Origin of the sequence: Polaribacter reichenbachii (genome assembly GCF_001975665.1) — a bacterium.
Lineage (GTDB): Bacteria > Bacteroidota > Bacteroidia > Flavobacteriales > Flavobacteriaceae > Polaribacter > Polaribacter reichenbachii.
Window position 1 is genome coordinate 1,126,243 of sequence record NZ_CP019419.1, and the last position, 21,884, is coordinate 1,148,126.

A 21,884-nucleotide genomic window follows, 5' to 3' on the forward strand; every position below is an offset into this window, starting at 1 on the left:
AATGGGTTTCGATTTTAAAGAGATTATAACTGCTTTTATGGTATTATTTGCAGTTATAGATATTATTGGAAACATACCAATAATCATAGATTTACGTAAAAAAGTTGGTCATATTCAATCTGAAAAAGCATCTATAATTGCTGGTTTTATTATGATTGTTTTTCTATTTGTAGGGCAAAGTTTATTAAGTTTAATAGGTATAGACGTAAACTCTTTTGCTGTTGCAGGTGCTTTTGTACTATTTTTTATTGCTTTAGAAATGGTTTTAGGAATTACCTTATATAAAGACGATGATAATAACCCTTCTTTAACAGCTACCGTTTTTCCGTTAGCATTTCCTTTAATTGCTGGACCAGGTAGTTTAACAACTTTATTATCTTTAAGAGCTGAATTTGCCATAGAAAATATTATTGTTGCTGTGGTTTTAAACATTATTTTTCTTTATATTGTCTTAAAAACTTCAACTAAAATAGAACGTTTGTTGGGTGCAGGTGGTATTCAAATAATTCGTAAAGTTTTTGGAGTAATTTTATTAGCAATTTCTGTAAAACTATTTGCTCAAAATATTAAAATGTTATTTATATAAGATGATTTTAGATTGTTTAATTATTGGTGGCGGTGTTTCTGGTATGCAATGTGCTTTGGTTTTAGGCTCTGCAAAAGACAAACCTTATACTACTAATAAAAAAATAAGTATTATTATGCATCAAAAAGCTTCTCATTTAGAGAATGCCCTTTTTAATAACGTTTTAGGTTTATCGCCCAAAACATTAGGTAAAGATATTTTGGTTGATGGTAAAGCACAACTAACATCATTATACCCACATATAAATCAACTAGAAAACGAAAAAGTAATTTCTATTGATAAAAATAACGACACCTATATTATAACTACAAACAAAGAGGTGCATTATGCTAAAATAGTAGTTTTAGCATTAAACTATTCTAAGCCATTTACTATTAAAGGTTTGGATGATTTTTTAATTCCGCATAAAAAAGCAAATCCTGAAAAAGACCGAATTCAGCTAAAAAACAAGGACCATTGTATTAAAGAAGGATTATATTGCTGTGGTACAATTGCTGGTCATAGAAGTCAATTTGCAATTGCTTCTGGTAGTGGTGCATCTGTTGCAACCGATATTCTTACAATCTGGAATAATGGCAATCACGCCAAAGTCCATGACAAAAGTATGATGTAAATCATATTTTAAACCTTGGTTTATTTATAATTTTACAATCAGAAATCAAATAACTGAGAATTTGATAATTTTCTGAAAATAAAATTTAATAAATTAAAAAAGGTTTAAGATGGAAATCAAAAAAAACCCACGTAAAGAGCTAGAAAATTTTAGTAAAATTTTCTTCCAAATAGGAATTGTACTTTCATTATTTATCATTTATGCTTTTATGGAGCATAAAACTTACGAGAAAAACTATGACGAATTAGGCCAAGTAGTTATGGTTGAAGAAATGAAGGAAGATATACCTATTGTACAAATTCAAAAACCAACACCTCCGCCAAAAAACATCCCGAAAGTTGTAGAAATTATTAAGATTGTAGAAGATGATGAAAAAATAGAGGAAACCATTATAGAATCTACAGAAACAGATGAATCTGAATCTGTTGTGGTAATTGATACTGATGATATAGAAGAGGTTCATGAAGCTGAAGAAGTTATAGAAGATATACCTTTTATGCTTATCGAAGATGTGCCTGTTTACCCTGGTTGTAAAGGAAATAACGAAAAGTTAAAAAAATGCTTTACAAAAGGAGTTACAAAACACTTTAGCAAAAAGTTTGATGTAAATTTAGCTACAGAGTTAGGTTTAAGTAAAGGTAAAAAACGTTTATATGTTCTTTTTACTATTGGTAAAAGTGGTAAAATTGTAAATGTAAAAACAAGAGGACCACACCCTGTTCTAGAATCTGAAGTAACAGAAATTATAGAAGGTTTACCAAAAATGATTCCTGGTAAGCAAAGAGGTGTACCTGTAAGAGTAAGTTTTAGTATACCAATAACCTTTGAAGTAAGATAATAATTAAAGAAAAGTGATAAGTCTAAAGTTAGATTTATCACTTTTTTTTTAAAATAGGGAAATTACCTATTGGGTAATTTTACCTTCTCAAATATATTTGTGATATAGATATTATTATATATTTCCCCTTACATATATGCAGAAAGCTAAACTCTCCCCCCAACGTTTAGCTTTTTTCTTGCTTTAAACTTTCGGGTATAAAAAACACTTTTTAACGTCTTTATTTAAAAATAAGAAAATCACCTATTAAATGTAACGTCTTAATTAAATATATTTGTAGTGTAAGATCTTAATAACTAAGATAATATTTTAACTTTAAATTCATCCCCCCATGAAAAAAGCACAAGACAATATCCAAACCCCTTTCAATAGAATCGACTCTATTACAACTACCTTTAGTTTAATCTTTTTTATAACCAGTATCGTTTTTTTTATAGAATCTTTTATCTAAGATTTTAAATTATAAAAAATTAATACTGTAAATCAGATTAAAGAATAGTTATTCTCATAATTAAACTTTTTTATTTAAAGACCCCGATCCCTATTTTAAATTAAAAAACCCTAAAAGTATAATTAGCAATAATATGAAGATTCCCTATTTAATAATTTCCGTTTCTTAAATATGTTTACAGTATTATATTAAGTTCCCCTAAACTTATTACTTAAAGCTAAACTTTTCCCCCAAGAGTTTAGCTTTTTTGCGTTAAAAAAGTTCGTTGTAAACAGAAAAATAGTGTAATAATTAATAAATTAATTTCTGGCAGAAATTAATGTTCAGCTCTAATAGTTTCAATTAAACTATCAAAATCATTCGCTTTATCAAAAAAAGCATAAGCTCCATATTTTAAACAAACTCCTTTTAAGTGTGTGTTTGTTGAAAAAACTAAAACTTTATTATTAGATTCTTTATCTCGAAGTATTTTTAATAACTCTAGTCCATTACCATCTGGCAAACTTAAATCTAGTATAATTAATTTAAATTCAGTTTCGTTTACTAAATTAATTGCTTCTTGCAAAGACGTTGCTAAATGAAGATTTTCTATACCAATTATTTGTTTTGTAGCATCGACAATACTTTTACCAATTAAGGTATTGTCTTCTACAATTAATAAATTTTTTAGTTTTGATTTCAAAATAAATTAGGCTAATAAAAAGGATAAATTAATTTACGAAAATAAGCAGATTGCAGAGATATTTTCCTAGGGGAGTTGCTTATTTTTTATAACACTAGACTTATAAAAATTAGTTTTTAGTTTTTATAGTTTCTATAAGTTTATCAAAATCATTTGCTTTATCAAAAAAAGCAAATGCACCATATTTTAAACAAATTCTTTTTAATTCTGTGCTCATAGAAAAAATAAAAACTTTTGTCTCTATATGTTTTTCTTTAAGTAGTTTTAATAATTCTAAACCATTACCATCTGGCAACTTTAAATCTAAAATTATAAATTCAAATTTATTCTCATTGATATAAGAAATGGCTTTCTGTAAAGTTTCTGTTAAAAAAATGTCTCCAATACAGCTAAATTCTCTAGTAGCATTAAATATCTTTTTTTTAATAAAAAAATTGTCTTCTACGATTAATAAGTTATTGAGTTCAGAATTCAAAAGCATAGTTTTGATAGTTTGGCTATTGCTAAATTAATCAATAATAATAGTAATTACCATAAGCAAGATGCTTAACATTACAACTATAGTTCTAAAGAAGTGAGTCCTTTTTGAATCGCATATTTAGTAAGTTCTGGTATGGTATAGAGATCTATTTTTTTCATAATATTATTTCTATGTACATCAACTGTTTTTGAGCTTAAAAACAATTTTTCGCCTATTATTTTAGATGATTTACCTTCTGCTATTAACTGCAAAACTTCTTTTTCTCTAGTGCTTAAAGGTTCTTTTTCTATGCCTTCTCCTTTTTTAAACAAGTTTAAAAAATCTTGATTTACACCTTTAGAAAGGTATCTTTTATGTTGCATTACTGTAGTTATCGCAGTAATTAACTCGTCAGAATCACCATCTTTTAATAAATAACCAAATGCACCCGCTTTAAACATTCCACGAATAAACTGTTTACTAGAATGCATAGAAAGCCCAATTATTTTAATTTCTGGAGAGCTTTTAAGAATTTGTCTTGCTGCCTCTACCCCATTTAAATCTGGCATAGAAACATCCATAATAATTACATCTGGAGTAATCTTAGTACATAATTTTACAACTTCTCTTCCGTTTGAAGCTTCTGCTATAATTTGCATATTAGATCTTTGCTCAATAATGTTTTTTAAGCCATCTCTTAGCAACTTATGATCATCAGCTAAAATTATTTTAATTTCTTTTAAATTACTCAATTTGATATGGGTATAAAAATTTTAACTGTAGTTCCTTTATTAATTATTGATGAAATATTAATTTCTCCTTTTATGTTTTTAATACGCTCTTGAACCGTAAACAAGCCAAAACCAGATCCTTTTTCATCTTTAGTATAATGATTATTTAGTTTTTCTGTATTAAAACCTATTCCATTATCTCTAATAATAATATCTACTCCTAATTCAGTTTTATTAAGATCTATGGTTATTAGTGTTGCTTGTGCGTACTTTATAATGTTATTAAGTAGCTCTTGTACACTTCTATAAAGTAATATAGATTGCACATCATCGAGTATAATTTTGTCTATATTCTCGTTAATTTGACCTTTTATTTTGTGCTTTGTTTCGATACTTTCTAATAACCAATAAAGTGCTTCTATAATACCTAGTTGATAAAGTATTGGTGGTGAAAGTTCTGATGTTATGTTACGGCTATTTACCAAAGCATCAGATATATGTTCATAAATAAAACCTAATTCTTCATCGATAGTTTGTAATTCTGGTAGTTTTCTTAACTCTTTAATTTTCATATTAGAAATTACCAAAGATTGACTTAAATGATCGTGAATGTTAGATGCTATTTCTTTCTTTTGTTTTTCTTCTATTAAAGTAATTTCTGTAGTTAATTTTTGTAATGATTCTTGATATCTTTCAATTTTTTGCTGAGCAAATATTTTTTCTGTTACGTCTCTAGAAGATGTTAAAATAAAATCTATTTTATTATCTAGATATATAACAGATATAGAACACTCTATCCAGATACTATACCCTTTTTTATGCATTGCTCTACAGAAAAAAGTGTCGTTTGGTGTTAATTTAAGAACTCTTTTTTCTATTGATTCTCTAAAATAGTTAACATCATCTTTATGAATTATGTTAAAACCAAGAGTTTCTATAAGTTCTGGTTCGTTATAACCTAATATACTTTTTATAGAAGGACTTATATATTTAAAAGTACTATCTAACTTATGTAGGCAAATAAGATCGTTAGAATTGTCTGTTAATAAACGATACATTTTTTCTGCTCTGGCTATGTTATCTCTAATTTTCTTTTGTTCTGTAACATCTTGGGCTGTACCATAACAACCTATAACATTGTAGTTTTTATCTTTAATTGGTTTACCTCTAGATATTATGTGCCTTAAATTACCTTTTGCTGTATAGATGTCTAATTCTAATTTATACGGCTTTTCATACTGTAAACAATTGGCAACACCTTCTTCCATTTTTAGAAAGCTTTCTGCTGTATAGAGTTTTTTATGTTGGTCATAATTAGGTGCTGCAGATCCAGCTGGCATTTCAAAAATATTTAGCAGTTCCTCAGACCATACTACCTTACCTGTAGCTGCAATATATTCCCAACTACCTAGATGCGCTAATGCTTGTGCTTCGTTTAAAACTTTATTTAATTTATTTAGTTTTTCATTTTGTTCATCTAGCTTAATCTGCCTTGTTTTTTGCTCTGTAATATCTTGAAATACACCTATTAAACTTGTAATCTCTCCTTCTTTATTAATTCTTGGATATCCAATAGAATGAACCCATAACAACTGATTTTTTTTATTTCTAAATCTTAAAACAAGATCAAATTTTTTCTTTTGTGCTATACTTTCTTGAATTGCTTTTGCTAACAATTTATCAGAACCATCAATATAAAAAGCGACACACTCTTCAAAAGGTGGAACCTTGCCAACAGGGAGTCCATGAATTGCAAAAACCTCATCAGACCAACGTATTTCTTGAGAAGGTAATTTTAACTCCCAACCACCTACTTTAGCTAATCTACCAGATTCATTTAAAAGAAATTCGTTTCTTTCTATTTCTTTTAGTGCTTTTTTAGTTTCTGCTTCGCTTTGTTTTAAATTATTTTCTATAAGTTTTTGTTTGGTAACATCGCTCATAACTACTAAAGCGCCTAATGTTTTACCCTTTGAATCTGAAAAAGAAGTTCCATTACAAACAACAGTTCTTGGTTCTTGATTTTTACTTTTAATTACTATTTCTCGATTATAAATTTTCTCTCCTTTAAAAGCTCGTATTAATGGTATTTCTTCTGTTTTTAACATACTTTTTCCATCAGTTTCATACAAACCATAATAAGATGCCCAGTTTTCTTGTGGCGTATTCATAACATCAATACCATGCCAATCTTTAGCTATTTTATTAAATAATACTAACTTACCTTCTGAATTACATGCAATTATACCTGCAGGCAAATTCTCTGTCATTGCTGTTATAAATTCATTCTTTTCTTGCAGTTCGTACTGAGCTTGTTTTATTTTTGTAATGTCTTCAATAATGCTTAACGCATATTTTTCATTACTAATTTTTATAATTTGTGATGATGTTTTCCAAACTCTTACTTCTCCTGATTTAGTAGTAAATTCACTCTCAAAATTATTTATTTTACCCTTTTCTTTTAATTTATCGAAGTATTTCTTTCGTTGATCTGGTGATTTCCAAATGTCATTAGGGCTAAAATTATTACCCAAAAACTCTTCTATTGAATAACCTGTTGCTTTTAATACAGTTTCGTTTGCATCTGTAATTTTATAATCTCTTAAGCGAGTTAGAATTATTAGGTTAGGGCTGCTTTTAAAGATATTATAAAACTTCTCTTCGTTTTCTATTAGCTTTAATTCTGTATGTTTTTTTTCAGTAATATCTTGCAACACACCTCTTTTTCCAATAATTTTGTTATCTAAATTATAAATAGGTTGTGCAACATTACGTATCCAAATTATTTTATTTTTTAAATTAACTAACTTGAGCTCTATATCATAAGATTCTCCATTAGTATTAAGGGCTAAATTGACTTTCTTTAATTTTTCTTGAGATTTTGCATCTAATTTACTTAATATATCTACTTTAGATGGTGTGGGTTCTTTTGGGTTAGAACCATAAATATGATGAATGTATTCTGACCAAGTGTATTCTTCTGAATCGTTAATATATTCCCAATAACCAATCTTAGCCAATTCACTTGCCTCATTTAAAGAATTTTCTTTTTCTTCTAAAAGTTTTAAAGATTCTTCAATTTTTTGCTTGTCAATTACTCTTTGAGATACCTCTCTAATAGAAGTAACAAAATAGTTAATTTCATCATCTTTATAAACCGGAGTTGACAAAAATTCTAACCAAATATAATGCCCTTCTTTATGAAGAAATCTAGAAGTTATAGGTAAACTCTTAATTGTACTTTGAACTAAATTTTGATCTTTAGCCTTTTTAAAATCATTTAAATCATCAGAATGTACAATATCAAAAAATGTATTCTCTGTAAAGTAAGATGAATCATAGCCCAAAATTCTATTTAAAGACGGACTTATGTACTTAATTGAGTAGTCAGTTTCTTGTAAACATATAATATCATTAGAATTATCTGCTAGTAAGCGATACATTTCTTCTGCCTTTTTTATCCCCACTGCAACAGATTCATACTTTTGTTTATATGTTAAAGGTTGAAAAACATCCTTTATTTTTACCCCTTTTATAGGTGATGATTTTAATTCAAAATATCTCAAATAAACGTAAAAAAGAACACTATAAAAAAGAGCGAAAACAGCTTTAGAAACTATACCAGATATTAATATTTGATTTAAACTCTCTGAATTCCAGAAAATAAGAAGAGTAAAACTAATGCTATCGAAACTTAATACAATTAACATTGTTATACTTATTTGTAAAAATAAAAAACGTATTTTTTTAGATATAAATTCGAAAATTGTAATAATTAACAAAGAGTCTATAAATAATAATATAGTACCAATAAATAAAGCCCAAGCATTGGTATCGAAAAAGGTGATGTTAACATTAGCTATATTGTTTTCTGTATCTCCAAGGCTCCATCCAAAAACTTGTAAGTAAACAGAAATTAAAACATTGGTAACCAACAAAGCGTAAATTATTTTCTTAGTTTCTGTAGTATCTTCTTTTATGTAAATTATTAATAGAGCAAAAAGAGTTGCCGTAAATAACACAGCAGAACCAGGAGATACTATTAAATTCTTTGTTATAGAAATATATACTGCACTAGATAAAATTACTTGTAAGAATTGTAATAATCCTAAACAAGCAAATAAAATACCAATACCTAACCTTTTTCTTAACCTAAATAACAATAGTATAATAAAAGCTATTAAACTAGCTTGAAAAAATAAGATACCTATTTGAGTATAATTCATCTTTGGGGGTAATAAAGAAAGTAAATCTTAAAAATTTACGATTAATAAAGGTGCAAAATAATAGAATTATCTTACTTATTGCTGTTTTTTACAAATAAATACCTCTATTTCTTTGAAATACAAATACTTATTTGTAAAAAATCTGTTTTTAAAGTAAAATACATCTGTTTCGCTTTATTTTTATCTAAGTGTTTTTGATCTGTAAATTAAGAAATAAAAAAACCAGCTTTTATAGCTGGTTTTTTATATCGAAAACAAAATAAAATTTACTCTACAGTAACCGATTTTGCTAAATTTCTTGGTTGATCTACATTTTTATTCAACATTACAGCGATATGATAAGATAATAACTGAAAAGGAATTGTAGTTAACAACGGTGTTAAGGCTTCTTGAGTATCTGGTATTTCTATGGTATGATCTGCAATTTCCTTTACTTGAGTATCTCCTACTGTAACAATTGCAATAATTTTACCAGCTCTAGATTTAATTTCCTGAATATTACTTACCACTTTTTCGTAATGTCCTTTATTTGTTGCAATTACAAAAATTGGCATATTTTCATCAATTAAAGCAATGGGACCGTGTTTCATTTCTGCTGCAGGATAACCTTCTGCATGAATATAAGATATCTCTTTTAACTTTAAAGCACCTTCTAGCGCAACAGGAAAATTAAAGCCTCTACCTAAATATAAACAGTTTTTAGCATCTTTATAAACAGCTGCAATACTTTTAACATGATCATCTATCTTTAAAAGCTCTTCTACCTGTTTAGGGATACGATTCATTTTTTGTATATAATCTTTAAATGCTTGATCTGATAACGAACCGTTTGCTTTACCTAATTTTAAAGCTATTAAAGTTAAAACTGTTATTTGAGTTGTAAATGCTTTTGTTGATGCTACTCCTATTTCAGGACCAGCATGCGTATAAGCACCAGAATGTGTTTCTCTGGCAATAGAAGAACCTACTACATTACAAACACCATAAACAAAAGCTCCTTTAGATTTTGCAAGCTTAATCGCAGCAAGTGTATCTGCAGTTTCACCAGATTGAGAGATAGCAATAACTACATCTTTTTCTGTTATAATTGGGTTTCTATATCTAAATTCTGAAGCATACTCAACCTCTACAGGAATTCTAGCCATATCTTCAAAAAGGTATTCGGCTACCAAACCTGCATGCCAAGAAGTACCACAAGCTACAATAATAATTCTGTTGGCGTTTAAAAATTTATCAAGATTAAGATCTACACTAGACATCTTAATCATATTTTTATCTGCTAACATTCTACCTCTAAAAGTATCAGTAATAGCTTTAGGCTGTTCATGAATTTCTTTTAACATAAAATGATCATAACCTCCTTTTTCAATTTGGTCTAAACTCATTTGAAGTTTTTGAATGGTAGGCTCTACAATAGAATCATCATTTATTTTATGAACCTTAACTTGTTTGCCTAACTTTATAATAGCCATTTCTTCATCTTCTAAATAAATAGCTTGTTTTGTATATTCTACAAAAGGTGACGCATCTGAGGCAACAAAAAACTCTTTTTTATCTTTACCAACACCAATTGCAATTGGGCTTCCTAAACGAGCTACAATTATTTCATCTGGGTTAGTTTTATCAAAAACAGTAATTGCATAAGCACCAACTACATTGGTTAAGGCTAATTGCACCGCTTTTCCTAATTTACAGCCTTCTGTAACTTTTACTTCTTCTATAAGGTTTAATAAAACTTCGGTATCTGTATCACTTTTAAAAGAGTAACCTCTAGAAATTAATTCCTTTTTTATGGTATCATAATTTTCAATGATTCCATTATGTACAATTACTAAATTTCCTGATTTTGATAAATGTGGATGAGAGTTTACATCATTAGGCACTCCATGTGTTGCCCATCTTGTATGGCCCATACCAATGGTACCTTTTTTTCTTTCTTCATCTTGACCAACAATTTCTTCTAAATCAGAAACTTTTCCTTTTGTTTTAGAAACATACATGGTTCCGTTATTGTAAACCATTACACCAGCACTATCATAACCTCTATATTCTAGTCTTTTTAATCCATTTATTACTATTGGATAAGCCTCTCTATGACCAATATAAGCTGATATTCCACACATAGATAATGATATTTAGGGGTTAATTAATTATTGTTTTTCTGTATACGAAATTTTTAAAACTGCTTTTTTACCATCGTCCACAGCAGTGTTATTAAAAAGTGTTACTGCTTTAGGATTCCAACTAAAATTATTAAAAATTGTATCTGTTGTGGTTGTAGGTAAATCTGTAGGGTTATAAACTTTTAACCTTAAATTTGGGTTATAATCGATATCTCCACTTAAAATATCAGACATATAATCTGTTATTCTAAACGTATACTTTTCTACTTTTCCACTAGCATCTCTTTGCAACTCACCTTGAATGCCTCCAAAAGACGATTCGCTAGTTGCATCTTTTATTTGACTAAAACTTGGGTTTGTTGCATCTTCATCTGTCTTATAAAGATATAATCTTTCTGGCACATTAAGCGTATCTGCAGATTGATTTATGTAAAAACTTAAAGAAGCATCATTAATTAACCAATTATTTTGTCTTAATTCATCAATCTTAGCTTGATCTATAATTGTAATCTTAGCTTCGCTACCAGCTGTACCCTGAATTTTAATTTCTTCGTTTGCAGGATATACTTTGTCTTCCATTTTAAAGGTATTAACTCTAAAACCAGTTAATGGATAACTATTGTTCTTGCTAATCGTATCTAAAATTGTACTACCAGATTTTAACACAGTATTGGTGTAATAAATCTCTAAAGAAGGGATTAAATTTGCAGTTGTTGCATTAAAATCAAAAGAAATTAATGAACCTTCTACACCTGTTGCCTCTAAAATTAATCCTCTAAAATAATCGTTAAAGGCTTCTTGAGTTTCAAATTCTGATGATTCATATTTATCTAAGAATAATTCTTTAATTCTATCTTCATCTAAAGGTATTCTTGCAAATGGTACAGGTAATGTACTTGCTGTAGAACTGTAAATTTTTACAGTATCTTGTGTTGCAACATTATCATTAAACAATCTTCTTTTAATCACTAACATAGTATCTACAGGTACTAATTCACCATCTACTGTTTCGTAATTTGGTTTAAATTGATAGTTTAACTCACTATTTAATGCTGTTCCAGATTTTTCAAAAACATCATTAGAATAAAAACTATTAATTTTTGTTGGATCTAAAGGGTTGTAAAGGTTCAAATAAGTATTAGATTGATAAACATTAAAAGTAAATGCTTCTGATTGATCTCCAATAATTGAATCTAAATCGTAAGTTAAATCATCACTATCAAGAACAACTTGATAAGGTAATTTTAAAAATACAGTATCAATTTTTGTAACAACGGTTGTATCTGCGCCATAAATATTTGCATCATCTACAACTTGAACACCTGTTGTAATAGTAAGTTGAGAAACTATTGAAGCTTCTAATTTTTCGTAATCTGTACTGTTATAAACACCTAACAAATATTGCCCAAGTTGTCTAGAAATATTATCTGATTGAATTCTTTCTAATGAACTATTTTCTGCAACAATATCTACTGTAACAGCGTTTGTGTTAAATTTTGTATTGGTAAGTACGTTAGAATTTATGTTGGTAAAATCTTCTTCACAAGATACAATAGCAACTGATAAGCACACTAATATGCTTACTATAACACTTCTTCTTATAATTTTTATCACTTTAAAAAACAATTAACTATACTGATAAAATATCAGTATAAAAATTCAAATAAGATTCTTTTAAATTCTCTGCTTGATATTTTAAAACAGGCTTTTCTTTATCTTCTATAAAAGAAGCTAATTCTTCATCAATAGTTTCACTACCGTGAATAATTGCATCAGAATTTTCGATGGCGCTTTTTAAAATATTTATATGATTTGGAGTTTCTATCGTTGCAATTTTATCTGAATCATCAAGGTCAAACCTAACCTTTTCTGCTAAATCTTCATTTAATTCCCCCTCAAAACCACTATTGTACAAAGAAGTAACAATTTTACTTTCGGTAAACAAAGGCTCTTCTTTATAAAACTCTCTTAAATAAAGTGGCAATAAAGAAGCCATCCAACCATGAATATGAATAATATCTGGCGCCCAGTTTAATTTTTTTACAGTTTCTACAACTCCTTTTGCAAAGAAAATTGCTCTTTCATCATTATCAGAAAACAATTTATCATCCTCGTCTGAAAACACTGCTTTTCTTTTAAAATACTCTTCATTATCTATAAAGTAAACTTGCATTCTTTCTTTAGGGATAGAAGCTACTTTTATAATTAATGGCATATCTAAGTCATTCACAACCAAATTCATACCAGATAAACGTATTACTTCATGTAATTGATGTCTTCTTTCATTTATTACTCCATATCTTGGCATAAATATACGGGTTTGTACACCCTTAGAATGTGCATTTTTAGCTGAGCTAAAAGCTGTCGAAGAAAGTTCTGTTTCTGGTAAATACGGAACAACTTCAGACGATACAAATAAAATTCTCTTGTCCTTCATTAAAATCAAACTCTTTTATAAGGTTGCAAAAATACGAATTATTATGCAAATATGGTGTTAAAATGGTAAGTTTGCATAGTTTATAACCTAATTAGAATGAACGTTTTTAAAGAAAAGCATGCCTTAAAAGTTTATTTATCAAAATTAAAAGCTCAAAATAAAACTGTTGGTTTTGTGCCAACAATGGGAGCATTACATGAAGGGCATTTATCATTAATTAAAAAAGCAAAGAAAAAAAACGACCTAGTTGTTGTTAGTATTTTTGTGAATCCAACTCAGTTTGATAACCCAGAAGATTTAATAAAATATCCCAAAACATTAAGCAATGATATAAAGCTTTTAGAAAGTGTTTCTTGCGATGTACTTTTTCATCCTTCAGTAAAAGAAATTTACGACCAAAACATTGTTTCTGATAAATTTGATTTTGACGGATTGGAGCACGAAATGGAAGGAAAATTTAGAGATGGCCATTTTAATGGCGTTGGTACTATTGTAAAAACACTCTTCGAAATTGTAGAACCAGACAAAGCTTATTTTGGTCAAAAAGATTTTCAGCAGTTACAGATCATCAAGAAAATGGTGAAAAAAAATCGCATCAATATTAAAATTAAAGGCTGTAAAATTTTTAGAGAAGAAGATGGTTTGGCTATGAGTTCTAGAAATACCAGACTTACTACAGAGCACAGAAATGCTGCCCCCTTTATTTACAAAACCTTAAAAAAAGCCAGAAAAAAGTTTGGCACAGAAAATGCTTTAAACATAACTGAATGGGTAGAAAATCAATTTAAAAATCATCCTTTGTTAACTTTAGAGTATTTTACAATTGCTGAAGAAAAAACGTTAAAAACCATAAAAAACAAAGAATCTGATAAAAAATATAGGGCTTTTATAGCAGTTTTTGCAGGTGATATTCGATTGATTGATAACATTCGTTTAAAAATTAATTAACCAAAAAAAGCTTATTTTTGCAGCATGTTAGTACAAGTAGTAAAATCTAAAATCCACCGTGTAAAAGTTACAGGTGCAGATTTAAATTATATAGGAAGCATTACCATTGATGAAGATTTAATGGATGCAGCAGGCATTATAGAAGGTGAACGCGTGCAGATTGTGAACAACAATAATGGTAATCGTTTAGAAACTTATGCCATTCCTGGACCTCGTAAAAGTGGAGAAATTACCTTAAATGGAGCAGCTTCTAGATTAGTAGCTGTTGGCGATGTTTTAATCTTAATTGTTTACGCATTTATGGAACTAGAACAAGCCAAAACTTTTAAACCTCAACTCGTTTTTCCTAACGAAAAAGACAATACACTTACTTAATTTTGGACATCAAAAAAATTTTAAAAATTATAATTCCTCTCATTTTGGGAGGTTTTTTAGTTTGGTACTCTCTCTCTAAAATATCTATAGACGTTTTACTTGGGTATTTTAAAGAAGCAAATTATAGCTGGATTTTTCTTGGCTTATTTTTCGGGATTTTAAGTCATTTATCTAGAGCTTATAGATGGAAGTTTATGCTAGAACCTTTAGGTTTTAAACCTAAATTCACTAATAGTGTTTTAGCAGTTCTAGTTGGCTATTTGGTAAATTTAGCCTTGCCAAGAGCAGGTGAAATTTCTAGAGCTACTGTAATGACAAATTACGAGGAAATACCTTTCGAAAAAGGTTTTGGAACCATTGTAGCAGAAAGAATAGCAGATTTAATAATGATGCTAAGCATTGTTGCAATTACCCTTTTTGTTCAGTTCGATTTTATTTACGAGCTATTAACCAAAAACTTTAACCCAACAAAAATTGCAATTGGTTTAGCTATTTTAATTATCGGTTTTTTCATTTTTTCTTCTTTTGTTAAAAAAGCAGAATCTGGTTTTTTACTAAAAATTAAAACCTTTATAACTGGTTTAATAGAAGGTGTAACAAGCATTTTTAAAATGAAAAATAAGTGGCCATTTATCTTCCATACCGTTTTTATTTGGGTAATGTATGTAGCCATGTTTTGGGCAACAATACCTGCAATAGATGGTTTAGAAGTACCTTTTGGCGGAATTTTAATAGGTTTTATTGCTGGCGGATTTTCTATTGCTGCCACAAATGGCGGAATTGGTTTGTACCCAATTGCTGTAGCTGGTGCACTAGCGCTTTTTAATATTCCAACAGAACCTGCAACCGCTTTTGGCTGGATTATGTGGACCGCTCAAACAGCTATGATTATTGTTTTTGGAGGTTTGGCTTTTTTACTTCTACCAATCGTAAATAAAAACAAATAGCTTCGAGTAATTTTTTAAAAAAGTTTTATCAAGAAGTTGGGCGTTCCCTAAAGGTCGCGCTTTCATTACTCGCTTTTTTTCTGAAAAAGAAAAAAGAGCTCAAACAAGCCATTCAATCGCTAACGCAACTGTTTGCTAACTTTTAGAAAACCGATTATTTTTTTAAAGTTAAATTTCATTATTACTTTGTAACTTTGAGACTTTCAAACTTTGCAACTCAAAAAAAATGGCCAAAACCAAAACAACTTTTTTCTGTCAGAATTGTGGAACTCAACACGCAAAATGGGTTGGGCAATGTGGCGCCTGTAAAGAATGGAACACCATTGTAGAAGAAGTAATTCAAAAAGAAGAAAAACGTGTTTGGAAACAATCTACAACAGCAAAACAAAATGTAAATAAACCTTTAAAAATTGCTGATATTCAACTAAACCCAGAAGAAAGAGTTGTTACCAACAACAACGAATTAGATACCGTTTTAGGTGGTGGCTTAGTAAAAGGTTCTGTAACACTTTTAGGCGGTGAACCTGGTATTGGAAAATCGACATTATTATTGCAAGTTGCTTTAAATATCAGTCAGAAAGTATTGTATGTTTCCGGTGAAGAAAGTCAGTCTCAAATTAAAATGCGAGCAGAACGTTTAGATGCGAATAACTCTAATTGCTTAATTTTAACTGAAACTAGCACACAACAAATTTTTAAAAATATAGAAGAAACTGAACCAGAAGTTTTAGTGATTGATTCTATACAAACTTTACACACCAATTCTATTGAAGCTTCTCCTGGAAGCATTTCTCAAATACGAGAAACGAGTGCAGAATTGATAAAATTTGCCAAAGAAACTGCAACTCCTGTTTTATTAATTGGGCACATTAACAAAGAAGGAAACATTGCTGGACCCAAAATTTTAGAACACATGGTAGATGTTGTTTTACAATTTGAAGGCGATAGAAATCACACCTATAGAATTTTAAGAAGTCAGAAAAACAGATTTGGTTCTACATCAGAATTAGGAATTTATGAAATGTTATCTAATGGTTTACGAGAAATTTCAAACCCATCAGAAATACTGATTTCTAAAAAGGATGCAGATTTAAGCGGAACTGCAATTGCAAGTACTTTAGAAGGTATTAGACCTTTAATGATAGAAATTCAAGCTTTAGTTTCTACAGCCGTTTATGGAACTCCACAAAGATCTACAACTGGATACAACTTAAAAAGATTAAATATGATTTTAGCAGTTCTCGAAAAAAGAGCTGGTTTTAAATTGGGTGCAAAAGATGTTTTTTTAAATATTACTGGAGGTATAAATGTAGATGACCCAGCAATTGATTTAGCTGTTGTAGCTGCTATTTTATCATCAAACCAAGATATTGCTATAAACCCAAATGTGTGTTTTGCTGCAGAAGTTGGTTTGGCTGGAGAAATAAGACCTGTTTCTAAAATAGATCAAAGAATTATTGAAGCAGAAAAATTAGGTTATAAAACAATAGTAACATCTAAATACAATAAAATATCATCTAAAAACCATTCTATAAAACTCATTTTGGTGGGTAAAATTGAAGAAGCTTTTGCAACTTTGTTTGCTTAAGTTCTTAGAGAATAATTAAGGTAAAAATTTTTATTGTTATCTATTTGCCAGCAAACAAGTATAGCCCTGATTGAACGGTTTGTTTGAGCTCTTTTTGTTTTTACAAAAAAGCGAGTAGTGAAAGCAGGAAATAGCTTCTAATAATTTATCTTTTTATTTTACCAGAAGTATCGCCTTTCATTAAACTTAAAACATTGTCTAAAGAAACCATATTTACATCACCTACAACTGTATGTTTAAGAGCACAAGCAGCAGTTGCAAAATTTAAGGCTTGTAAATCATCATCTTGATAATAGAGCAAACCAAAGATTATACCAGAAGCAAAAGCATCTCCTGTTCCTACACGATCTATAACGTGCGTTACATCTAATTTATCTGCTTTTATATATTTTTTCCCTGTCCACATTTTACCTTGTATTTGTTGATGTGAAGCACTAATGGATTTCCTTGTTTTACCAACAACTTTTTCAATTCTAGGGAAAGTGTTCATTAATTCTTTAGCAGCCTCACTAAACCCAACTCCTACTTCTCCAAGACCAAACATTTCTTTAATTCCACGGCTACTAGTAATTACAATGTCTGTATTTTTTACTAATTCAGGCATAACTTCTTGCATAGTTTTACCATATTTCCACATATTTTGTCTAGAATTAATATCGCCAGAAACCTTAATACCCATTTTATTTGCAGTTTTTATGGCTTCTAAACAGCACATTGCTGCACCTTCTGAAATGGCTGGTGTTATCCCTGTCCAATGAAACCAATCTGCACCTTTTAAGACTTCTTCCCAATTAATCATATCTGGTTTTATTAAAGAAAATGCAGAGCCTTCTCTTTCATAAATTACCTCACTAGATCTGTGCACAGCACCTTTTTGAAGAAAATATTTACCTAACATATTATCGCCATAAATAACATCTTTTGTCCCTAACCAATGTTTACGTAAAAATTGAGTAGCGGCTTTACCAAGAGCATTATCTGGAAAACGAGTTACATGAGCTGCTTTCATACCTAAATAACCACAAGAAATTGCAACGTTAGCTTCTCCTCCTCCATAAACAAGATCAAAAGAACTTGCTTGAGAAAACATTGTATATCCTGGAGGTGATAAACGCATCATTACTTCTCCAAATGTTATTAATTTTTTATCCATAATTGTTAAGAATTACAAAGTAATAGTTTATGGATGAAGATATTGAAAATATAAAGGAATTACAAGTGATAAAAAATTAATGTATTTGTAATATACTATGTAAAATTCAAAAAGCCGAACATTTCTGTTCGGCTTTCTATATTTTATATAATTTAAGAGTACTAAAATTATTTCTTATTAGCTTCTTTTATATACTTATCTAATGCCATTGTCATAGAAGGGTTTTCTGGTGAAGGTGCAACAATATCGCACTTTAAACCAGCTTCTGTAACTGCTTTTACTGTTGAGTTACCAAAGGCAGCAATTCTAGTTTCGTTTTGTTTAAAATTCGGGAAATTCTTGAATAATGATTCAATTCCTGAAGGACTAAAGAAAACTAAAACATCGTAAAATACATTCTCTAAATCAGACAAATCGCTAACTACGGTTCTATATAAATCTACTCTTTTCCATGTAATACCTAACTTATCTAATTCAGTAGGAATTAATGGCTTTAGTTTATCTGAAGATGGTAATAAAAACTTTTCAGTTTTATGCTTCTTAATTAATTTTATTAAATCTGGAAACGTTCTGTTACCTACATAAATTTTACGTTTTCTGTAAACTACATACTTCTGCAAATAATAAGCTACAGCTTCTGATTGACAGAAATACTTCATAGAATCTGGCACTTTAAAACGCATTTCTTCTGCAATTCTAAAAAAGTGATCTACTGCGTTTCTACTTGTTAAAATAATTGCACTAAAATTATGTAAATCTAACTTCTCTGCTCTTACTTCTTTTACAGATATGCCTTCTACGTGAATAAAAGATCTAAAATCTATTTTCACTTTTTGCTTATCAGACAAATCAAAGTAGGGAGATGTTTCTGTCTTTGGTGCTGGTTGTGAAACCAATATCGTTTTCACTTTCATATGCTTTCGATTTTGTATTTAAAACATCAATTTAAAAAGTACAAATAGCGGTGCTATTTCGAAGGCGCAAATGTACAAAATAAAATAAAACAACTGATTAAAAATCAGCTTTTTATTTCTTATTACTGAAAAGGTGAATCTTACAATAAATAAAATAGCTGCAAAATAGAAAACATAAGTTTCGTGAATGTTTGCATATTGGTACAAAATTAAAGCTATATATAATAGAAACGAAATGCTATTCAGAGAGTTAATTTTAGAAATCATAAAAAAACGAACACCTCTTTTTATCAGAAAAAGCAACGACAATGCATATTCTAAAGTTCTTTTTAGCAGTAAATAAACCAAGACATATGCAAAAATTGTTAAAAAAGCAGCAAAACTGTTTCCAGTTTCTGGCGTAATATATGCCTTAAAAGTAAAAGCTAATAAGGATAATACTGATGTAGAAAACAGAAAAATTGTAATTTGAAACGGGTTTAAAAAATTTATAGAATCAAATTCATCATCTATTAAGCTTAAGCTAAAAAAAGCTTTAAAATTATGATTTAACCTTTTGGAATTTAATAATTTTAACAAAACCACACTTACAAGTAACAGAAATAAAAGAATTGTTATCCAATTATTTGTATCTACTATATTTTCTATTGCTTGCAATTAACTTTCCTTTATGAATTATTGAAGCAAAATTAGTAATTAAAAAATGTATATTTGCTTTCTTACTACATGAAAATTAATTTATGTCAGACGCGTTAGTCATCATTCCTACTTACAACGAAAAAGAGAATATAGAAGCTATAATTAGAGCTACATTCAATCAAGAAAAATTATTTCATATTTTAATTGTTGATGATAACTCTCCTGATGGAACTGCAGCAATTGTTGAGCGATTAATTACCGAGTTTCCTAATCAACTTTTTATCGAAAAAAGAATAGGAAAAAGTGGTTTAGGTACTGCTTATATTCACGGTTTTAAATGGGCTTTATCAAAAAAATACGAATATATTATTGAAATGGATGCCGATTTTTCTCACAATCCAGAAGATTTAATTCGGTTATTTAATGCATGTTCTATTGATGGAAATGATGTTTCTGTTGGTTCTAGATATGTACATAACCAAGTAAATGTTGTAAATTGGGATATTAAGCGTTTGCTACTTTCTTACTTTGCATCAAGATACGTTCGTTTTATTACTAGAATACCTTTGTTCGATACCACTGCTGGTTTTGTATGTTGGAAACGTAAAGTTCTAGAAACTATAAACCTAGATAAAATTAAATTTGTTGGCTATGCTTTTCAAATTGAAATGAAATTTAAAGCTTGGAAACATAAATTTAAAATAAAAGAAGTATCTGTAATTTTTACTGATAGAAGTTTAGGGGCTTCTAAAATGAGTGGAGGAATTGTATATGAAGCTCTTTTTGGAGTTATAAAAATGAGGTTAAAAGGATTACCAAAATAAAAAAGAAACAAATGAGCTCTTTTCTAATAAAAAACGCAACAATAGTAAATGAAAACAAAACTTTTAAAGGCGATGTTCTTATTGAAAACGAAATTATAAAAGAAATTTCACCTGAAATTAAATCAACCGAAAACTTTGATGTAATTAATGCTGATGGCAAATATCTGATTCCTGGTTTTATAGACGATCAAGTGCATTTTAGAGAACCGGGTTTAACGCATAAAGCAAATATTGCCACAGAAAGTAGAGCTGCTGTTGCTGGCGGAATTACTACATTCATAGAAATGCCAAACACAGTACCACAGGCAACTACACAAGAATTATTAGAAGATAAATTTACAATTGCAGCTAACGATTCTTATGCAAACTATTCTTTTATGTTTGGTGGAACTAATGATAATTTAGAAGAATTATTAAAAACAGATCCTAAAAAAGTTGCCGGAATTAAATTATTCTTAGGTTCGTCTACAGGAAATATGTTGGTAGATAATGAAGCTGTTTTAGAAAAAATATTCTCATCAACAAAAATGATTATTTCTGTGCATTGTGAAGACGAAGCAACTATCAGAAAAAACACACAAGATTATAAAGATAAATATGGTGATGATATTCCTGTAAAATACCATCCAATTATTAGAAGCGAAGAGGCTTGCTATTTATCATCATCTAAAGCAATTGAATTGGCTAAAAAAACGGGTGCACGTTTGCATATTTTTCATTTATCAACAGAAAAAGAAACACACCTTTTTAGAAACGATATTCCTTTAGAAGAAAAACAAATTACAGCAGAAGTTTGTATTCATCATTTATGGTTTTCTGATAAAGATTATGCAGAAAAAGGAACTCATATAAAATGGAATCCTGCTGTAAAATCAGAAAAAGACAGACAAGGTTTATGGAAAGCGTTGTTAGATGACAGAATTGATGTTTTAGCAACAGACCATGCACCACATACTTTAGAAGAAAAAGATAATGTGTACACAAAAGCGCCAAGTGGAGGACCTTTAGTACAACATGCAGTTACTGCCATTTTAGAAAAAGTAAAAGAAGGTGTAATTCCTATTGAAAAGGCCGTTGAAAAAATGAGTCATAATCCTGCAAAATTATTTCAAATAGAAAAACGCGGATTTATAAAAGAAGGTTATTATGCAGATTTGGTTTTAATAGATACAAATAAGCCTCAAACCGTTGCTAAAGACAATATTTTATACAAATGTGGTTGGTCTCCTTTTGAGGGTACAACATTTTCATCTACCATAACACATACTTTTGTAAACGGAAACTTAATCTATAATGAAGGTGTTTTTAATGATGATATTAAAGGAAAACGTTTGACATTTATCCGTTAA

19 protein-coding genes are annotated in these 21,884 nt (G+C 29.2%); 9 read left to right on the top strand and 10 right to left on the bottom strand.

Features of this window, described 5'->3' with window-relative positions:
* The first annotated feature begins 1 nt into the window (after nt 1).
* From BW723_RS04600 to BW723_RS04610, 3 genes are all read left to right on the top strand, one after another.
* Nucleotides 2-586: a MarC family protein gene (locus BW723_RS04600; RefSeq protein WP_068361631.1), complete on the top strand. Its 585-nt coding sequence runs from the start codon at nt 2-4 to the stop codon at nt 584-586.
* 1 nt (nt 587) lies between these two features.
* Nucleotides 588-1,199 (top strand): FAD-dependent oxidoreductase, encoded by a 612-nt coding sequence (locus BW723_RS04605; RefSeq protein ID WP_068361628.1) that lies wholly within the window; start codon nt 588-590, stop codon nt 1,197-1,199.
* Nucleotides 1,200-1,308: 109 nt separating this feature from the next.
* Nucleotides 1,309-2,037 carry an energy transducer TonB gene (locus BW723_RS04610; protein ID WP_068361625.1) on the top strand — a complete coding sequence of 243 codons (729 nt, stop codon included), beginning with the start codon at nt 1,309-1,311 and terminating at the stop codon, nt 2,035-2,037.
* A gap of 767 nt (nt 2,038-2,804) precedes the next feature.
* On the opposite strand, the gene BW723_RS04615 is transcribed toward BW723_RS04610, so the two are convergent.
* The 7 genes from BW723_RS04615 to BW723_RS04645 all read right to left on the bottom strand — a co-directional run bounded on the left by BW723_RS04615 (nt 2,805) and on the right by BW723_RS04645 (nt 13,147).
* The gene (locus BW723_RS04615; protein WP_068361623.1) at nt 2,805-3,170 is read right to left on the bottom strand and encodes a response regulator; all 366 of its coding nucleotides are present in this window, start codon (nt 3,168-3,170) and stop codon (nt 2,805-2,807) included.
* A gap of 109 nt (nt 3,171-3,279) precedes the next feature.
* On the bottom strand, nt 3,280-3,651 hold the full coding sequence (locus BW723_RS04620; protein WP_068361620.1) for a response regulator: 372 nt from the start codon (nt 3,649-3,651) through the stop codon (nt 3,280-3,282).
* A 77-nt stretch (nt 3,652-3,728) separates the two neighbouring features.
* A complete protein-coding gene (locus BW723_RS04625; protein ID WP_068361617.1) occupies nt 3,729-4,382 on the bottom strand; it encodes a response regulator in 654 nt (217 codons plus the stop codon).
* Nucleotides 4,379-8,587, bottom strand: a complete 4,209-nt coding sequence (locus BW723_RS04630; protein ID WP_068361614.1) for a PAS domain S-box protein — start codon at nt 8,585-8,587, stop codon at nt 4,379-4,381. The genes BW723_RS04625 and BW723_RS04630 overlap by 4 nt, the downstream gene beginning before the upstream one ends.
* A gap of 266 nt (nt 8,588-8,853) precedes the next feature.
* Nucleotides 8,854-10,710, bottom strand: a complete 1,857-nt coding sequence (glmS, locus tag BW723_RS04635; RefSeq protein ID WP_068361611.1) for a glutamine--fructose-6-phosphate transaminase (isomerizing) — start codon at nt 10,708-10,710, stop codon at nt 8,854-8,856.
* Between the two features lie 27 nt (nt 10,711-10,737).
* Nucleotides 10,738-12,324 carry a DUF4270 domain-containing protein gene (locus tag BW723_RS04640; protein ID WP_068363501.1) on the bottom strand — a complete coding sequence of 529 codons (1,587 nt, stop codon included), beginning with the start codon at nt 12,322-12,324 and terminating at the stop codon, nt 10,738-10,740.
* 16 nt (nt 12,325-12,340) lie between these two features.
* Nucleotides 12,341-13,147, bottom strand: coding sequence for a glycogen/starch synthase (locus BW723_RS04645; RefSeq protein ID WP_068361608.1), 807 nt, complete (start codon nt 13,145-13,147; stop codon nt 12,341-12,343).
* Between the two features lie 96 nt (nt 13,148-13,243).
* On the opposite strand from BW723_RS04645, the gene panC reads away from it, so the two are divergent.
* The 4 genes from panC (at nt 13,244) to radA (ending at nt 17,005) form a co-directional block, all read left to right on the top strand.
* The gene (gene panC / locus BW723_RS04650; protein WP_068361605.1) at nt 13,244-14,095 is read left to right on the top strand and encodes a pantoate--beta-alanine ligase; all 852 of its coding nucleotides are present in this window, start codon (nt 13,244-13,246) and stop codon (nt 14,093-14,095) included.
* A 24-nt stretch (nt 14,096-14,119) separates the two neighbouring features.
* Nucleotides 14,120-14,470 (top strand): aspartate 1-decarboxylase, encoded by a 351-nt coding sequence (panD, locus tag BW723_RS04655; protein WP_068361602.1) that lies wholly within the window; start codon nt 14,120-14,122, stop codon nt 14,468-14,470.
* Nucleotides 14,471-14,472: 2 nt separating this feature from the next.
* Nucleotides 14,473-15,417 carry a lysylphosphatidylglycerol synthase transmembrane domain-containing protein gene (locus tag BW723_RS04660; protein WP_068361600.1) on the top strand — a complete coding sequence of 315 codons (945 nt, stop codon included), beginning with the start codon at nt 14,473-14,475 and terminating at the stop codon, nt 15,415-15,417.
* Between the two features lie 226 nt (nt 15,418-15,643).
* Nucleotides 15,644-17,005, top strand: a complete 1,362-nt coding sequence (gene radA / locus BW723_RS04665; RefSeq protein WP_068361597.1) for a DNA repair protein RadA — start codon at nt 15,644-15,646, stop codon at nt 17,003-17,005.
* Between the two features lie 145 nt (nt 17,006-17,150).
* Here radA and BW723_RS04670 read toward each other — a convergent pair whose 3' ends face one another.
* The 3 genes from BW723_RS04670 to BW723_RS04680 all read right to left on the bottom strand — a co-directional run bounded on the left by BW723_RS04670 (nt 17,151) and on the right by BW723_RS04680 (nt 19,729).
* Entirely contained in the window at nt 17,151-18,158 is a 1,008-nt protein-coding gene (locus BW723_RS04670; RefSeq protein ID WP_068361594.1) for a sugar kinase, read from the bottom strand.
* A 167-nt stretch (nt 18,159-18,325) separates the two neighbouring features.
* Complete coding sequence (locus tag BW723_RS04675; RefSeq protein ID WP_068361591.1) at nt 18,326-19,072, bottom strand: uroporphyrinogen-III synthase; 747 nt, start codon at nt 19,070-19,072, stop codon at nt 18,326-18,328.
* An 18-nt stretch (nt 19,073-19,090) separates the two neighbouring features.
* Nucleotides 19,091-19,729 (bottom strand): DUF4271 domain-containing protein, encoded by a 639-nt coding sequence (locus BW723_RS04680; protein WP_068361588.1) that lies wholly within the window; start codon nt 19,727-19,729, stop codon nt 19,091-19,093.
* An 83-nt stretch (nt 19,730-19,812) separates the two neighbouring features.
* Here BW723_RS04680 and BW723_RS04685 point away from each other — a divergent pair, with 83 nt between their 5' ends.
* Nucleotides 19,813-20,535: a polyprenol monophosphomannose synthase gene (locus BW723_RS04685; RefSeq protein WP_068361585.1), complete on the top strand. Its 723-nt coding sequence runs from the start codon at nt 19,813-19,815 to the stop codon at nt 20,533-20,535.
* Between the two features lie 11 nt (nt 20,536-20,546).
* Nucleotides 20,547-21,884, top strand: coding sequence for a dihydroorotase (locus BW723_RS04690; protein WP_068361582.1), 1,338 nt, complete (start codon nt 20,547-20,549; stop codon nt 21,882-21,884).